The organism is Ruegeria sp. SCP10 (genome assembly GCF_040329495.1).
In the GTDB taxonomy this organism is placed as follows: Bacteria; Pseudomonadota; Alphaproteobacteria; order Rhodobacterales; family Rhodobacteraceae; genus Ruegeria.
This window is the reverse complement of sequence record NZ_JBDZYF010000003.1, coordinates 87672-103059: the sequence shown is the minus strand read 5'-3', so window position 1 is coordinate 103059 and position 15388 is coordinate 87672. Positions and strand designations below refer to the sequence as shown.

15 protein-coding genes are annotated in these 15388 nt (G+C 53.8%); 8 read left to right on the top strand and 7 right to left on the bottom strand.

The window, feature by feature from the left end; all coding sequences use genetic code 11:
• The 5 genes from ABLN87_RS09555 to ABLN87_RS09535 form a co-directional block, all read right to left on the bottom strand.
• Positions 1 to 372: a YciI family protein gene (locus tag ABLN87_RS09555; RefSeq protein ID WP_353009466.1), complete on the bottom strand. Its 372-nt coding sequence runs from the start codon at positions 370 to 372 to the stop codon at positions 1 to 3.
• 121 nt (positions 373 to 493) lie between these two features.
• Positions 494 to 859, bottom strand: coding sequence for a VOC family protein (locus tag ABLN87_RS09550; RefSeq protein WP_353009464.1), 366 nt, complete (start codon positions 857 to 859; stop codon positions 494 to 496).
• Positions 860 to 1125: 266 nt separating this feature from the next.
• Complete coding sequence (locus tag ABLN87_RS09545) at positions 1126 to 1803, bottom strand: GntR family transcriptional regulator (protein ID WP_353009462.1); 678 nt, start codon at positions 1801 to 1803, stop codon at positions 1126 to 1128.
• A complete protein-coding gene (locus tag ABLN87_RS09540; RefSeq protein WP_353009460.1) occupies positions 1800 to 2831 on the bottom strand; it encodes a Gfo/Idh/MocA family protein in 1032 nt (343 codons plus the stop codon). The genes ABLN87_RS09545 and ABLN87_RS09540 overlap by 4 nt, the downstream gene beginning before the upstream one ends.
• Entirely contained in the window at positions 2828 to 3916 is a 1089-nt protein-coding gene (locus tag ABLN87_RS09535) for an isocitrate/isopropylmalate dehydrogenase family protein (protein ID WP_353009458.1), read from the bottom strand. The genes ABLN87_RS09540 and ABLN87_RS09535 overlap by 4 nt, the downstream gene beginning before the upstream one ends.
• 136 nt (positions 3917 to 4052) lie before the next feature.
• Here ABLN87_RS09535 and ABLN87_RS09530 point away from each other — a divergent pair, with 136 nt between their 5' ends.
• The 7 genes from ABLN87_RS09530 (at position 4053) to otnC (ending at position 10388) form a co-directional block, all read left to right on the top strand.
• On the top strand, positions 4053 to 5060 hold the full coding sequence (locus tag ABLN87_RS09530) for a Bug family tripartite tricarboxylate transporter substrate binding protein (protein WP_353009457.1): 1008 nt from the start codon (positions 4053 to 4055) through the stop codon (positions 5058 to 5060).
• 69 nt (positions 5061 to 5129) lie between these two features.
• Positions 5130 to 5879, top strand: coding sequence for a hypothetical protein (locus tag ABLN87_RS09525; RefSeq protein ID WP_353009455.1), 750 nt, complete (start codon positions 5130 to 5132; stop codon positions 5877 to 5879).
• Between the two features lie 4 nt (positions 5880 to 5883).
• Positions 5884 to 7395, top strand: coding sequence for a tripartite tricarboxylate transporter permease (locus ABLN87_RS09520; RefSeq protein WP_353009452.1), 1512 nt, complete (start codon positions 5884 to 5886; stop codon positions 7393 to 7395).
• Complete coding sequence (locus ABLN87_RS09515) at positions 7395 to 7682, top strand: putative quinol monooxygenase (RefSeq protein ID WP_353009451.1); 288 nt, start codon at positions 7395 to 7397, stop codon at positions 7680 to 7682. The genes ABLN87_RS09520 and ABLN87_RS09515 overlap by 1 nt, the downstream gene beginning before the upstream one ends.
• Complete coding sequence (locus ABLN87_RS09510) at positions 7679 to 8476, top strand: N-acyl homoserine lactonase family protein (RefSeq protein ID WP_353009449.1); 798 nt, start codon at positions 7679 to 7681, stop codon at positions 8474 to 8476. Before ABLN87_RS09515 ends, ABLN87_RS09510 begins: the two co-directional genes overlap by 4 nt.
• Entirely contained in the window at positions 8473 to 9750 is a 1278-nt protein-coding gene (gene otnK / locus ABLN87_RS09505) for a 3-oxo-tetronate kinase (protein ID WP_353009446.1), read from the top strand. Before ABLN87_RS09510 ends, otnK begins: the two co-directional genes overlap by 4 nt.
• Entirely contained in the window at positions 9747 to 10388 is a 642-nt protein-coding gene (otnC, locus tag ABLN87_RS09500; RefSeq protein ID WP_353009444.1) for a 3-oxo-tetronate 4-phosphate decarboxylase, read from the top strand. The genes otnK and otnC overlap by 4 nt, the downstream gene beginning before the upstream one ends.
• A gap of 219 nt (positions 10389 to 10607) precedes the next feature.
• Here the strand turns inward: otnC and ABLN87_RS09495 are convergent, their stop codons facing one another.
• A complete protein-coding gene (locus ABLN87_RS09495) occupies positions 10608 to 12287 on the bottom strand; it encodes a BCCT family transporter (protein WP_353009442.1) in 1680 nt (559 codons plus the stop codon).
• A 161-nt stretch (positions 12288 to 12448) separates the two neighbouring features.
• On the bottom strand, positions 12449 to 14101 hold the full coding sequence (locus tag ABLN87_RS09490) for an ABC transporter substrate-binding protein (protein ID WP_353009440.1): 1653 nt from the start codon (positions 14099 to 14101) through the stop codon (positions 12449 to 12451).
• Positions 14102 to 14195: 94 nt separating this feature from the next.
• On the opposite strand from ABLN87_RS09490, the gene ABLN87_RS09485 reads away from it, so the two are divergent.
• Entirely contained in the window at positions 14196 to 15128 is a 933-nt protein-coding gene (locus ABLN87_RS09485; RefSeq protein ID WP_353009438.1) for a LysR family transcriptional regulator, read from the top strand.
• Positions 15129 to 15388 lie beyond the last annotated feature (260 nt).

Below are 15388 nucleotides of genomic sequence, written 5' to 3'. Positions count from 1 at the left end.
CTATTCCGACGAGATCACACCGCCAGCCCAGGCCACCGGTCGCACCTCAAGCCTTGCTACAGGGGATGAGATCATTTTTGCGTATTCCAACGCCTCATCGAGGTCTTTGAATTCAGCAGCATAAAAACCAAGGAAGTTCTCCTTGGTTTCGGCGAATGGGCCGTCGGTGATCAATGGCGCTGCGCCCTCGGTCGAAGCCGGCTCGACCATCACGGCAGAGGTCGGCGGCATCAACTTCATCGACACGAACTCCCCACGCTCAGATAGCGCCGTTTGCAACGCGCCGTGGCCTGACATCACTTCGTTCTGGCGATCTTTGGGCAGCGCTTCGAACACGCCCGGCTCCCCATAAATCGTGATTGCGTATATCATTCTCGCCTCCTTGCTTCATTCACATGGTGCAAGGACGCGCGAGGACATGCAAATCCGACAACTGATCCACGACGCAAGGTCGCAAGATGGCCACTTGTAACACCGAGACGCTAATCGAATGCTAGGCGGGTTCCCAAAGTTCAATTGGGTTTCCTTCCGGATCATTGAGCCACGCAAACTTGCCATTTGGATAAGGCGAATCTGGATCGCGGCGGACTTCAACACCCTTAGACTCGAGTTGTGCGATCATTTTCTCAATGTCGCGAACACGAAAATTCAACATAAATGCCTTTTCTTGGTTCCCGAAATACTCTGTCACTTTTTCGAACGGGGCGAATACAGTCTCGCCTGCTTCCTGCGTCCAACACGGTGATTCATAATCGTTTGGTACGAGGTCAATGCCCAAATTGTCACGATACCATTCTGCCAAGGCGACGGGCTTGTCTGCCCTGAAGAAAAACCCGCCAAAGCCCAGTACTTTTTCCATATTCGATTTTAAACCCAGATACACTACCCGAGAAGGCTACTCCAATATGTGGAATTTGATAAGCGCGGCCCGTACACTTTTTAAGCAACACAGCAGCTGACGACGTGTCATGGTATTCCGCCATTCTTGAGCGCATCCTCACCCGAAAAGCGTTTCCAGGCCATCAATCACACCATCCGTGCCCGAAAATAGTGGTACAGTTGTGAGGGACTAAGACAATGTTCAAAAGCTCTAAATTAGACACCTAATGGACAGACACGAGTAGATCAGAGGCTGTTAAGCCGATGCTTTTCGAGTATCCCACAAAGCATAGCCTGTGCTTGTAGCCTGTGTTCTCGATGACGTTCTCGGGCGGCATCTGGACGGCCTTCGCTAATCGCTTGAAAAACAATCCGGTGATCTTCATTGGATTTAACGGGTAGAGGTCTAATGAACAACGTCGTTGCTCGCGCGCGACGGACCTGGTCGCTCATCATTGCCACAATGGCTTCGACCCGTTTGTTGCCGCCCAACCGAACGAGCTCCTGATGAAACAACTCGTCGGCCTCTGCCCAAGCTTCTAGATCTTCGGCTTCGATAGCTTGGTCCATCTTCGCAATTGACCCAGCAAGTACGGCCAGTTGACTTTCTGAATACCCCGCTTCTGCAGCGCGCTGTGCCGCGAGGCTTTCGAGTTCCGTGAGAATGTCATAGATTTCGCGCATATCGTCTGATGAAACAGGCAGTATTCGCACACCTTTGCGAGGCCGCATTTCCAGCAGCCCTTTACTCTCCAACATCAGCGCAGCTTCCCGTATCGGGGTGCGGGACATTCCCAGCGTTTCGGCGAGTTCCGACTCTAGGTGGTCAGTCCCGGCTGCAAGCTCGCCGGACAGGATCATCCGGCGCAGGTCCCTTACAGCGCGCTGTGTATTGGAAAGAGATTTGGTGTCCTGATCCTTCACGGCGTCTCCAACTTTACCTTTCGTCCCTCCGCAGCCGAATGATAAATTTTCTCTTCGATGCGGATCACGTCCAAATAGTCTCGGGCCGTGTTTTCCAGCGGCGTGCCCCGTAGAAGGCCCGAAACAACGTGACTTTGCAAGGCGTGGACGCAATCTCCTCCAAATCCATCATGAACACTGGGTGGTAGAATCTGCTGTCGCTCCTGTTTGCCAAAATTGCGAAGTTCTACCGAGCCGTCGCCACTAAGAACCAGTGATCCTTCCGTGCCTTCAATGAGTGCTTCGCCCATTGTTTGACGCAGATTTTCTGCGCGGTGGTCTAGGCACCTGTTCCCATCGAAAAGAGCTTTCAAACCATTGGGATGATCAAACAGAATGTAACCTGCATCCTCGCCCGCGATAGCGGGGTTAACCTGGCGCAAGTCTGCGTAGACTGCGCTGGGCGCATCGAACAAAAACCTGAACGTGTCCACCCAGTGAACTGCTGTTTCGTGAACCAAGAAACGCGACATTTCTTGAAAGTATGGCTGTCGGTCAAGATATGCGTTTGGCCCTTGTCCATCCCCGGGGCGAAGTCGGAAAGTCGCTTGTAGGGGCGTTCCAATTCGACCCTCGGACATTGCCGCTTTGATCGCACGATACCAAGGCTGAAAGCGAAAGTTCTCATGTATGATAATCGTTGCCTCCGCCATTTCAGCCTCTGAAACGACCTGCTCGGCTTCATCGAGGGACTTGCAGAAAGGTTTTTGACAGATGAGCCACTTGATGCCCAAGCGCAAGGCAGTTCGGATCGCGTCAGCCTGTGCTACTGGTGGAAGAATGATGTCTACGAGGTCCGGTTTTTCCAGCTCCAGCATTTTCGACAGATCATTATAAGCCTTCAGTCCAGTTTCTTTGGCCTTCTTAATATCGCGGTTACAGGATGCAACCGGAACTGCTCCAGACATTCGCGACCAGCTTTCATAGTGGAACTTGCTAAAGTATCCCGCTCCTACACATGCAACTTTGATGACTTCTTGAGTAGTCATGCTCGCAACGCTTCCATGACCGATGCGGCGGCGTCCTTCGTCCCAGCTGTACCACCCAAGTCTCGCGTCAGGTTGTGACCGTTTGTTGCTACCTTTTCCACGGCTTCGCGTAGGCGCGCACCGTCGCTGGACAGTTCAGGGTGGTCGTGGGTCAAGCCCAACCACTCAAGCATCATTGCCGCTGATAAGATCATCGCAAAAGGATTAGCAATATCTCGTCCGGCAATGTCTGGCGCGGAACCATGGCAGGGTTGGAATACAGCGTGGTTCAACCCAATATCTGCGGATGGCGCCAATCCAAGACCACCCATGAGACCGGCGCCCAGATCGGAAAGGATGTCTCCGAACATGTTCTCGGTGACCAGAACATCGAACTCCCACGGCTTTTGGACCATCCAAAGAGCGGTAGCGTCAACATAAGCGTGATCAGCTTGCAAATCGGGGTGGTGAGCGGCTTCAGCATCAAACATAGATCTGAAGAATGCAAAAGCGCGGAATACATTGGCTTTGTCGACACATGTAACCCGCCCCTGTCCTCGCCCGGAAGCTTTCCGATTTTGGGCAAGTTCAAAAGCGAAACGGAATAGTTTTTCGGATACCTCGCGGGTGATCAGGAGGGTTTCACGCGCTTCGTGCTCTGTGACTTCACCCGAGCCTTGAGTAAAAAACAGCCCTTCGGTGCTTTCGCGGATGAGGACAAAATCAATCTCTTTTCCATCAGGAAGTGATAGGGGTGTCCTTTGCCCATTGCTAACCTTTACTGGACGAACGCCTGCAAATAGCCCGAGCCGTTTTCGCAGGTCGATCTGCGGTGAAATCTCGGTTCCGTCAGGATAGCGAACATCGGGCAAACCCATTGCAGATAGAAGAATCGCATCAGCATTGCGTGCAGTTTCAAGCGATCCCGGAGGAAATGATTCCCCAGTTTTTGCGTAGTGAGAAGCGCCTGCCGGCGCGTCCGTGAACACGAGGTTATAGCTGGGATTGTTGTCGGAGATCTGGCGCAGAATTTTAAGCGTAGGAGCCATAATTTCAGGACCAATTCCATCCCCGTGGAACACTGCGACATCGTAGGTCTTTTTCATCTTCGCCCGTTTCCTTCCCGTTTCGCATTCATAGCGCGACAGCAGCTTTCACTACAGTTTGTTGACAATGCATTCTTTAATGTATACGCAAATAAATGCAATAACAAACGCGAAGTTGTTTTGGGAGGACTTGGAAATGAAATCGAAGCTTGTGAAGTTGGCGGCCGCAGCCGTGATTGCGACTGGGATCACAGGGGCTGCTTCTGCGCAGGATTACCCGTACCGGGATATTACCACAGCCGTGGTTTGGGGAGCCGGTGGAGGCACAGACACGATCAACCGGATGATCATGGCCGAGATGGAAAAGCACCTTCCGGTCTCGATTAATGTAATCAATCAAACAGGCGGCGTCGCAGGCTCCAACGGTATGGTCTATGTCATGAACCAACCAGATGATGGCTACACATTGGTAGGTTTGTCCGAATCGAACGTTACCGCTGCTGTGCAGGGCGGTTGGGATAAAAAATTCGATTTTTGGTACCCGTTTATTGTCGGCGGTTCGCCTGATCTGATCTCGGTTCCTGCTGACAGCCCCTATAATACTCTAGAAGAGCTAGTCGACGCTGCGAAGGCAGCACCGGGCACAATTCCGGCTGCCGCCTCGGGTGCAGGGTCTATTCATCACCTGAACCTTCTGGCGATCGAAAAAGGCTCAGGTGCCGAGTTCAAGTTTGTACCCTACAAAGGGTCAGCACCTGGGCAGGAAGCTGCTATCGCAGGAGAGGTTGCGCTGGTTGTGACCTCGTTGGCGGAACAGGCTGCGTTGATCGAAGGTGGGCAATTGAAGCCGCTTGCGATGCTGACGCCTGAAGACGCGCAGATTGCTGGAACGACGGTCCCGTCTGCCTTCGGCATCTATGACGGTCTCGATCAGTATCTTCCGCTCAAGCAGGCGATTGGTTTTGCCGTACACAATTCGGCCGGGGATGATGTGAAATCCGCTCTGAGCGATGCGTTTGAGCAGGCGATTGCTTCTGAAACCGTCGCTGAATGGGCTGCGGCAAACAACTACGACGTCGGTGGCCAGCATGGTGCCGAAGCGCAAGAGTTGTTCGCCACTCTGGAAGCCACGTTTGCCTATACGCTTCAGGATCTGGGTGCTACCACAGTCGACCCCGCATCGTTGGGTATCGAAAAACCCTGATCTGAATCCGGAGCTTTGTGGACAGGGTGCCTCTACCCCCTCGGCACCCTGTCCAACGGGAGGCGGCATATGGACAAGAGCGACGGAACACTGGTCATGCGGACGCGCGATTTCTGGGCGTCGATTGTCCTGATAGCAGTGTCAGTTTTTTTCCTTTGGAAGACATCAGATATACCCCTTTGGGGTGAAAACCGCGCAGGCGTAAGTGGTTCGGATTGGTACAACTCAGCCGCAATTGTTCCACTGTTCATCTTTGGCGGGTTGCTTATTTTGGCCTTTGTACTGTTGACCATTTCGATCCGGTCGGGAGGTGCCCGGACTGCGCTCAGCGCCGTAGGGATCGGGTGGGACAAGTCCGAAGCCTACCGAGCATCAACAATAGGCTTAATCCTTATGGCCTATGTCGTTGGGCTGGTTCCCAGAGTGGATTTTATTTTGTGCTCGGGCTTGCTGATCACGGCGTTAACCTTTGGCTTCTACGGCGGTCATGCGCGGCGTGCTTTGGTGGCCTGTATCGTAATTGTCATCGCCGGCTTGTTTGCATTCGCCGTGTTTCCTGCGCAGGCGGACTGGAATGCGCACGGTGATGATTGGTTTACATTGGTCGTTTGGGTCGCGTTGACACTTTTGGTGTTGACCAAAGCGGCTTCGGAACGCGTTTTGCGGTTCGTTCCGTTGGTGGCAATACTTGCCCCGCTCATCCTTGTTTGCGCCATGGCCTTTGTTTTTCGGCAGAACGTGCCGGCGCGCGGCGGGCTGATCTTCAAGCAAATCGAATACCACTATTACGTGACACTTCGTCCGTTATGGAAAGACTGACAGGATGGACTTTATCCTTTCGCAACTTGCTGGGTTCGGGGCTGCCTTCGTAGGCCTGGCAGTGGACCCGCTGACCTATCTGTATTTGATCGCATCCGTGTTCCTGGGCATCACGTTCGGCGCATTGCCTGGCCTTACGGCAACTCTGGCAGTGACGATCCTGACGGGCTTCTTTGGCAACAAAATCCCACTGGATTATTCACTCATCGCATTGCTCGGCGCCTATGTTGGCGCGATTTACGGCGGTTCTTACCCGTCTATTTTGCTGAACATACCTGGCACGGCAGCCAGCGCGGCGACGGCCATGGATGGTTACCCTTTGGCTAAAGCGGGTCGAGGGGGCGAAGCACTTGGGCTGACCACAACGGCGAGTTTTATTGGCACAGTTATTGGGACCATCACGCTGTTGATTTTCGTCTGGGCGCTGCTTCTGGTTTCAAAGAACATCGCAAGCCCGGAGAAAGCCCTGCTTGCCCTTTTCGGCATTCTGCTTTCTGGCACTTTGATGAGCGATTACCTGGTGATTAAGGGATGGATCGCTGGTCTGATCGGGCTTGCGATGTCCATGGTCGGGCTTGACCCATTATTGTCTGAGCCGCGCTATACCTTCGGCTGGTCTTATCTGATGAGCGGATTTCAGGTTGTTCCAGTTTTGATGGGGGCTTTTGCCATCCCCCAGATCATCGACGGGCTGAGGCACGTTGAGGCTGGGAAGGTTCTGGCCCTGAAAGGTCGTATCCTTCCCAACCTTCGCTCAATCCGACGCTACCTGCCCACCATTGGCCGGTCAGGCGTGATCGGGACAGGGGTAGGGGCGCTTCCCGGAGTAGGCGAAGATGTCGCCGGGTGGGTAAGCTACGGAGTCGGCAAGACCGTATCTGCCGAGGGCGATAAGTTTGGAAAAGGCTCTTTGGAAGGTCTACTTTGCTCTGAGACCGCAAACAACGCCTGCATTGGGGGCGCCCTGATCCCGCTTTTGGTGTTGGGTATACCCGGTTCACCACCCGCCGCGGCTTTGATGGGGGCCTTCAAGATCAACAACGTGATTCCGGGTCCGACGATTGATCCCGAGATCATTCTGCGCGTGGTTGCGATCCTGGTGCTGGCCTCCCTGACAATGTTCCTGATGGGGCTTTTTACCGCTCGGGTATTCATCAAAATACTTGCCATCCCGCAGACTATCTTCTTGCCCGTCGTAATGGTGCTGACAACGATTGGGTCTTTCAGCGTCGGGGGTGGCATCAATGATCTCTACCTGATGCTCGGCGTCGGCGCCGTTGCCTATTTCATGAACCTGATGAAATATCCAATCGCGCCGTTGGTGATCGGGGTAATTCTGGGCAGTCTGTTCGATGAAACCTTCCGCCGGTCGCTGTTCTTATCGGACGGGGATCTTTCGATTTTCGTTTCACGACCTGGTGCGGCAATTCTGCTGGTGCTCAACATTGGTCTGATCCTCAGCCAACTGCCTGTTGCAAAGCGCGCTTTCTCACGTCTGAAAGGACTTTCTGCCTGATGTTTGCGGTTACTGTCACCTTCACTCTTAAGCCCGGTACGAGAGACACCTTTTTGCCGCTGATGATCGAAAACGCTTCAACCTCTTTGCGTGAAGAACCCGGATGCCAGCAGTTTGACGTTTGCCTCGGCGACGATCCCGAGACAGTTTTTCTCTATGAGGTTTATGATGACAGCGCGGCGTTCGCTGCCCACCTAGAAAGCGGGCATTTTCAGTCCTTCGATACGGCAGTGGCTGATATGATCGCCACCAAGGTGGTTCACCAGTATTCCGAGGTCATCCGATGAACGATTGGGAAATCCACGCCGTGAAATACGCGGATCGAAATGCCCGGACGCGCGCTGATAGCTTCATCATCGATGATAATCATAACGCGCCTCATGCGATGGATTATTTCGTTTGGGTGCTCAAACGCGGCGACAACGTCATTCTGGTCGATACTGGCTACGATTCCGATGAGGCCGCCGCCCGTGGTCGTCCCATCGCGATGGACCCTCGCGAGGCGTTGCGGCCCCTAGGCATTGCGCCGGATGCGGTGACTGAGGTCATCGTGACCCACCTTCATTATGACCACGCAGGGGGGCTGCATATGTTCCCCAACGCGAAGTTACACATGCAATCGGCGGAAATGGCCTTCGCGACAGGCCCCTGCATGTGCCATGACGACCTGCGTGCGCCTTTCACGGCTGGCCATGTCTGCGAGGTCGTACAGCGTCTCTATTCAGGCAAAGTCGTGTTCTACGATGGAGAAGCCGAGATTGCAGATGGGGTCACGGTGCACTGCATCGGAGGGCATTCGCGCGGGTTGCAATGCGTTCGCGTAAGAACGGCAGCCGGGTGGATGGTACTCGCTTCTGATGCCTCGCATTACTATGAGAATTTCATGGCGCGCAAAGCCTTTCCTATCGTCGTCGATTTGCAGGACATGATGGATGGTTTCGAGACGCTCGAGAGGTTGGCCTCGCATCCTCGACTTATCGTGCCCGGCCATGATCCACTTGTGCGTGAGTTTTTTCCCGTCGGTGCGGCACCGCACATCCATAGGCTGGATCCCGGGCCAACCAAGGACATCAAACTATGAAGATCGGTGTCATAGCGGACGATTTTACCGGTGCGAGCGATATTGCGAACACCTTAGCGAAGGGCTTTGAGCCAGAAGGTGGGCTACGAACGGCTCAATTTTCAGGTATCCCGACGACCCCGGCCGACGAAGAGATTGAAGCGGGGGTGATCTCGCTCAAAAGCCGCACCGCACCTGTCGAAGAAGCTGTTGCGGACAGCCTGCGGGCCCTGCGCTGGCTCGCGGATCAAGGATGCCAGCAGTTCATCTTCAAGTATTGTTCGACCTTTGATTCCACGATGGAGGGAAACATCGGCCCTGTGGCGGAAGCGTTGGCCAATGAACTGGGCGCGCAAAAAGTGGTTTTCTGCCCGGCCTTTCCGACAACGGGGCGCACCGTCTATCACGGTCATCTATTTGTGCTCGGCAAGCTTTTGAGCGAGTCTGGGATGAAAAATCACCCTCTTACTCCGATGACCGATGCGGACATCAGGCGGTGGTTGCAGCATCAGACCCAAGAAGCGGTCGGGTTGGTGCCAGTTGATACCGTGAAGAAAGGGCCAGAGGCGATTGCTGATGCGTTGCAGAACGCAAACGAACGCTTTGTGATCGGTGATGCGATTTCGGACGAAGATCTGTTGGCGTGGGGTGAGTCTCTAAAAGACGCTAAACTCATTACAGGGGGATCCGGGATAGCATTGGGTCTACCCAGAAACTTCGTCAGAAGAGCTTCATCCAAAAAAGGTGGCATTGTGTTCACAGGTATCACTGGGCCCGCCGCGATCCTTGCTGGGTCATGCTCAGGTGCAACCCGTGGGCAGATCGATGTTCACGCGAAATCCCATCCGACCTTCGCCATTGATGTTCCAGGCGTCATGTCCGGGGAAGTGACCACACAAACGCTTCTGGATTTCTTTGAAACGTATCCGGGTCAAGCGCCGCTCGCATATTCATCGGGAAGTCCGGATGATGTGCGTGCGATCCAAAGCAAATTTGGTCAAGAAGCTGTGGCGGAAAAGCTGGACAGTCTTTTTGCAGATACAGCACGAGAACTTGTTCAGAAGGGCTACAAGCGATTGGTGGTGGCAGGAGGGGAGACCTCGGGAGCTGTTGCCAAGGCCGTCTCTGAGGCACTGGGGTCACCGGCCATGTCAATTGGGCCAGAAATTGACCCGGGCGTGCCAGCCTTGAGCGTTGGAAAAACTGAACCCATAGCGCTGGCTTTAAAGTCTGGGAACTTTGGCGCTCCGGACTTCTTCGCGAAGGCCCTCAGAATGATGGAGGCCGGCAAATGAGTTCTGAAGAACAGGCGCTGCGACAGCAGATGTCGGAACTGTGCGCCTCGCTGTTTGCGCGTGGCTTTTCCGTCGGCACTGCGGGCAATGTCTCCGCGCGTCTTGATGACGGAATCCTCATGACACCAACCAATTCCACCTTGGGCGATATCGATCCAGAGCGTATCGCCAAGATTGATATGGATGGGAACCATGTCTCCGGCGACAAGCCGAGCAAGGAAGTCTTTCTGCACCAAGCCTTCTATGAGACGCGGCCAGACGCTGGTGCAGTGGTGCATCTGCATTCGACCTGGGCCACTGCACTGTCGTGTCTGGAAGACACCGATCCTAATGACTGTATTCCGTCGCTGACGCCGTATGTGGTCATGCGCGTAGGTACGGTCAAACTGGTCTCATACGTCAAGCCGGGCGACCCGAAGTCTGGTGATTTGATCCGCGAACTGGACGGCAAATATAGTGCTGTTCTATTGGCCAACCACGGTCCTGTCGTCTCGGAAAAGAATCTCTTCTCAGCGGTCTGTGCAGCAGAAGAGTTAGAAGAAACAGCCAAGCTGCTAGTAGCTTTGCGCGGCCTGCCAACCCGGTTGCTGGATGTAGCTCAAGTTGCAGAACTCAAAGAGACTTTCGGAAGGATGTAGTTGGACACCGGAACGGCGAATGTACATTTTTTCGGGAAAATCGTGCAATACTGTATGCAAATACTGTGCAGAGTTACGGCCAAACTTCCAAGATTTTCTTGGATGATATCAATGTGACAAATCCGTCGTAATACCTTCATTTTAGTAGATTTCTCTATAGGCTTTTGTCCTATTTGTGACCCCAGTTCTGTCCTGGGGTCACAGTTGGATACGCCAATGCTATTCAGCTGGCATCGTTGATGTTTCTGGATCAATTGTTGATGCGACACCGGCGGCTTCGCGGCGTCCGTCGTTCCAGATCGCCTTGATCAGGGCGATGCACATCAATGCCATGACTATGGAGAATGGAAGCGCTCCAATCACCATAGCTGTTTGAATGGCTCCGGTTCCGCCCGAGATCAGCAAACCGCCGACCACCAGCGCAAGGGCCGCGCCCCAGAACATGATGTGCGGACGGGCCTTTGGCCCTTCGTCACCGGCTGCGTTGATCGTGTTGACGATCAGAACTGCCGAGTCCGCTGAGGTGACAAGGAACGTCATCAGCAGGATCACGATCACGACGGCCATCGCCCAGGCAAGGAACTCTGCGATCGGTGCGAGCATATAAGTGGTCATGGCAAAGATCTTGTCGCCATTGGCCGCATCAAGGATAACGCCGTTTGCGCCGCCGTTCAGCTCCAAGTCGATAGCAGTACCACCGGCCCAAGCGAACCAAACAAAGCACATCAGTGAAGGTACGATCATCGCACCCAGCACAAACTCACGGATGGATCGGCCGCGGGAGATGCGCGCCAGGAACAACCCGACGAAGGGTGCAAACGCGATCCACCATGCCCAATAAAACACGGGCCACCAGCCCTGCCATTGCGCCAATAGGAAGGCCTCGGACCCTTCGACACCGTCCGAAGCATAGACGTTGAAGCTGAGCCATGGCAGAGCGACGAGATAGTCCCAAATGCCAACAAAGAAGGCCTTTGCGCCAAAGAAGGTAGCGCCGAACAAGATGAAGAAACCCAGCAGGAATATCGACAGCGCCATGTTGATGTTCGACAACCATTTGATGCCTTTGCCTACACCGGACAAAGCCGACAAGGTCGAGGCCCCCATGATAACGAGCAATGCGACGATAATGCCCAGCGTCGTTGCCGAACCGTCCCCGTTTGCCAAGCCTCCGATCCCAATTCGCGTCAAACCTGCCACAAACTGCTCGACACCAAAGCCAAGTGTCTGCGCCACACCAAGAATCGTCGCAACAACGGCAACAATATCAATGATGTGACCAAGGTTGCCCGAAAGCGCTTTGCCAAACAACGGTGTAAGGGATGATCGGATCGTCAGCGGCAATCCACGGCGGTAGCTAAAGAACGCCAGTGCGAGACCTGCAATCGCATAGCACGCCCAAGCGCCCAACCCCCAATGCAGATAGGACCAAACGTAGGCGGTGCGCACATTGTCCGCATCGAGGGCAGTGGTGACGCCTTGAATAACCGATGGGTTGTTCTTGAAGTGAGCCACCGGCTCTGCAACGGCCCATGTCAACATCCCAACGCCGATGCCAGCGCCGAACATCATCGAAAACCATGAAAAGTTGGAGAATTCCGGCTTTTCACCTTCGACGCCCAGGTTCAGGCGTCCCGCGGCTGGCCAGATAGCCAAACCGATACAGACGATAACAAACCCAGTTACAACCCAAATGTACCATGCGGCGAACTGTGCCAGAATGGCTGCGTTCCAGTCGCCAAGAATCCTGCCGGCTTGGGTCGGCCACACGATGCACCACACGACCAGCAAACTGATGATGATCTTACTGACCACTGTCACATTGACGCTGAACCCCCGATAAAAACCGTTGTCTGCGGTCTTAATCGGAAGTTCCGAAAGAGGTGGCTTTATCGCCATAATCAACTTCTCCCTTTTGTTGATCTGTTTGTCTGAGAAACCAGCTGATATTGAACTGATTGCCCGCTATTGCCCGAAAAAGACACGAAGCTGACGAAGCACGATGTGCGCTTCGTCAGCTTCATGCAGTTCGGGGAGAAACTCTTCATCTTTTGAAGCACTTAGGATTCAAGTGCCAACTTATGCACATGAATCTCGTTGATCGGGTGGCTCTCTGCGCCGATTACTCCGGGACGGGAATGGCGATAGAGCGAGCGCCAGTAGGGCTGGATTATCGTGCCATCGTCCCGCAAGAACTGCTCGATTTTCTCCATGTGGCCACGGCGCGTTTCCGCATCAGCTATGGCTGACGCCTCTTCCAACATCGCGTCAAATTCCGCGCTTGCGAGGCCGGTTTCGTTCCAAGCCACACCTGATTTGTATGCCAGGGTCAGCACCTGCACACCCAGCGGGCGATGTCCCCAGTCCGTAGAGCTGAACGGGTACTTGTTCCAATCGTTCCAGAACGTATTCCCCGGTAAGACTGTGCGTTTGACATTCAAACCGGCATCACGCAGCTGGGCGGCCAATGCATCAGTTGTGTTGCGGCGCCAGTCATCATCGATGGAAAAAATCTCATGCTCAAAGTCGAGCATGTTGAGTTCTTCGAGCAATGCCCGCGCGCCCTCGACATCTTTTTCGGGCGCTCCAACATCTGCGTATTCCGGGTGTATGGGACAAACGTGGTGGTTTTCACCCAGCGTCCCGCGGTTGGCGTACCCAAGTTCTAGCAAAATGGCGTTGTCACAAGCCATTGCTAACGCGCGTCGTACGCGCGCGTCTTCATAGGGCTTTAGTCCGTCCACTTCAGCATCTCGGTTTGTTCGCAATACCATGGTGTTGGCCGAAACGGACTCGCTCTGGTTCCAACCGATGCTTTCGTAAATATCGACAAATTCACCGACCGTTTCATAGGTCATGTCGATTTCTTCAGCTTCTGCCGCAGCCAAATGCGCTGCGCCATCGGTGCCGTAATCGATAAACTCGATCCGATCTAGATAGGCACCTTCGCCCCACCATTCGTGATCTGTGTTTTTCTCTAGAACGACTTTTTCACCAACTAGATATTCAACCAGTTTGTATGGCCCTGTACCAACCGGGTCATTCGCGGGATCACCAGACCAACCATCGGGCACGATTGCTGCCGGGTACTCTGTGACGGCGGGGATAATGGTGATGTCAGGGCGCGTCAGCTTCAGTTTCAACGTCAGATCGTCGACCACCTCCAAAGCACCCTCCGCCGGGCCATCTCCGGCTTCGTTCTGCAAAGAACCCATGCGCGCGGCCATGGAGTTACCTTCCCAGCTACCGTCACACCATCTACCGAAGTTATACGCGACATCCTTTGCTGTCAGCGTGCCACGGCCATCGTTCCAGTTCACGCCTGGCCGAATACGCAGAACATATTCCGTCGCATCGTCGTTAACTTCCCAGCTCTCAAGCAACCGGGGCTCGAACGTGCCGTCCGCGTTGTATTGAACAAGGTACTCCAAAAAACCACGCACTACGTTTCCAAGCTGTGGCCAGTTGTAAAGCGGCGGATCAAGTTGAGCGCGCACAACCTGCTGAATACGAATGCTCCCACCTGGCTGAATGTCGGCTGCAGCCTGCACAGGTTGCGACAATCCAATCATCGAATAGGCCGCCGAAGCTGAAAGACCCAACGCAGTGGCGCGTGTCAGAAACTCGCGACGACTGAGGGTGCCGTCAGCAACTTCAGTGGCATGCATGGCGATCGCAGGATGGACGGATTGATCACAGCTAGGGCTGTTCATTTTTTGGGCTCCCTTGTGTTTTGAGGCTGCTTAAGAGCCCCTTTTCAACATTTTTTGATACATATCCGGTCCTTTTTGCAGTACCTGAGTGGTTATGGATGACATTAGCAGGATTAATACCAATCTCAGCCGAAATCTGGTGGCGCTATATGCCTTTGAAATGGTCGCTCAACATGGGAACTTTACCAGCGCGGGCGAAGCGCTTGGCCTGACGCAATCCTCGGTCTCGCAGCGGATCAAGGGGCTGGAGGCCGATCTGGGTGTTGCTTTATTCAAACGCGAACACCGAGGTGTCTCGCTGACAAATGAAGGCCTCAGGCTACTTAACGTAGTCAGCCCGGCGATGCGGCAAATGGGCTATGCAGTTGGCTCTTTGATTGAGCGCAAATCGAAGCCCAGGGTCCGGATTTCAGCTGATTTTGCGTTCTCGACGTTCTGGCTTCTGCCTCGCTTGGGTTATCTGCGAGAAGAGATTGGGGATGAAATTGAGATTCAGATTCTAGCTTCAACCGTGCCACCCGGCCTGGATGATACGGATTGCGACATTCAGATCCATGTTGCACCCAAAGACCAAACCAAAGCCGACGAAATACTATTGTTGGAAGAGGTAGTAGCGGCGGTATGCAGCCCGCAGCTATTAGAGAAGATTAGACCAATCCGATCACCTGCGGACTTACTGGATGTTCAACTTCTGAGCTTGTCAAAACCTGCAACCGCTGCTTGGCAAACCTGGCAAGGCTGGTTTGATAGTCTAGGCATAGTGGGTGAAAGAAAGAGGAATTATATAAGCTTTAACAACTATGATATGGTGACCCAAGCCGCTTTGTCCGGCGATGGCGTAGCCTTGGGTTGGATTGGCTTGATCGACGAACTGCTCAGCAAGGGTTCTCTGGTGACCGTTACGGACGACTTGGTCTCAAGCGACGCAGGCTATGTCATGTCACGGAGCCAAACCAACACGGGTCGAGGTCCGAAGCTTGTGTTTGACTGGATCGCGGATCAAGTTCTCTCAAAACCTGCCAAATAGCGCGTCGTTGAATTGTTCGGCTGACGCTACCGCGAAGTCAGAAAAATTCGAATAACGACCACATTATAGAAACGCTTGGAAGCAACATTGAAGGCTCGCATTTTAGCGCCCTTCGAAATTCTGAAGGCTGGTCGCCAATGTCAGGGTTGTGACCCGACTTGCCGAATGGAGTTGGCGAGATGTGTCGCAAACATTGGGCCTGGATTGACGAGCATATAGATTTCTTTTTTGGTGTCCGCGTAATGTTCTCCAACAGGTTT

Coding starts and splice junctions, on each gene's coding strand:
- otnK (WP_353009446.1), top strand. CDS start 8,473: ATGAAGATCGGTGTCATAGCGGACGATTTTACCGGTGCGAGCGATATT.
- ABLN87_RS09490 (WP_353009440.1), bottom strand. CDS start 14,101: ATGAACAGCCCTAGCTGTGATCAATCCGTCCATCCTGCGATCGCCATG.
- ABLN87_RS09525 (WP_353009455.1), top strand. CDS start 5,130: ATGGACAAGAGCGACGGAACACTGGTCATGCGGACGCGCGATTTCTGG.
- ABLN87_RS09520 (WP_353009452.1), top strand. CDS start 5,884: ATGGACTTTATCCTTTCGCAACTTGCTGGGTTCGGGGCTGCCTTCGTA.
- ABLN87_RS09540 (WP_353009460.1), bottom strand. CDS start 2,831: ATGACTACTCAAGAAGTCATCAAAGTTGCATGTGTAGGAGCGGGATAC.
- ABLN87_RS09485 (WP_353009438.1), top strand. CDS start 14,196: ATGGATGACATTAGCAGGATTAATACCAATCTCAGCCGAAATCTGGTG.
- ABLN87_RS09515 (WP_353009451.1), top strand. CDS start 7,395: ATGTTTGCGGTTACTGTCACCTTCACTCTTAAGCCCGGTACGAGAGAC.
- ABLN87_RS09495 (WP_353009442.1), bottom strand. CDS start 12,287: ATGGCGATAAAGCCACCTCTTTCGGAACTTCCGATTAAGACCGCAGAC.
- ABLN87_RS09535 (WP_353009458.1), bottom strand. CDS start 3,916: ATGAAAAAGACCTACGATGTCGCAGTGTTCCACGGGGATGGAATTGGT.
- ABLN87_RS09510 (WP_353009449.1), top strand. CDS start 7,679: ATGAACGATTGGGAAATCCACGCCGTGAAATACGCGGATCGAAATGCC.
- ABLN87_RS09530 (WP_353009457.1), top strand. CDS start 4,053: ATGAAATCGAAGCTTGTGAAGTTGGCGGCCGCAGCCGTGATTGCGACT.
- otnC (WP_353009444.1), top strand. CDS start 9,747: ATGAGTTCTGAAGAACAGGCGCTGCGACAGCAGATGTCGGAACTGTGC.
- ABLN87_RS09550 (WP_353009464.1), bottom strand. CDS start 859: ATGGAAAAAGTACTGGGCTTTGGCGGGTTTTTCTTCAGGGCAGACAAG.
- ABLN87_RS09555 (WP_353009466.1), bottom strand. CDS start 372: ATGATATACGCAATCACGATTTATGGGGAGCCGGGCGTGTTCGAAGCG.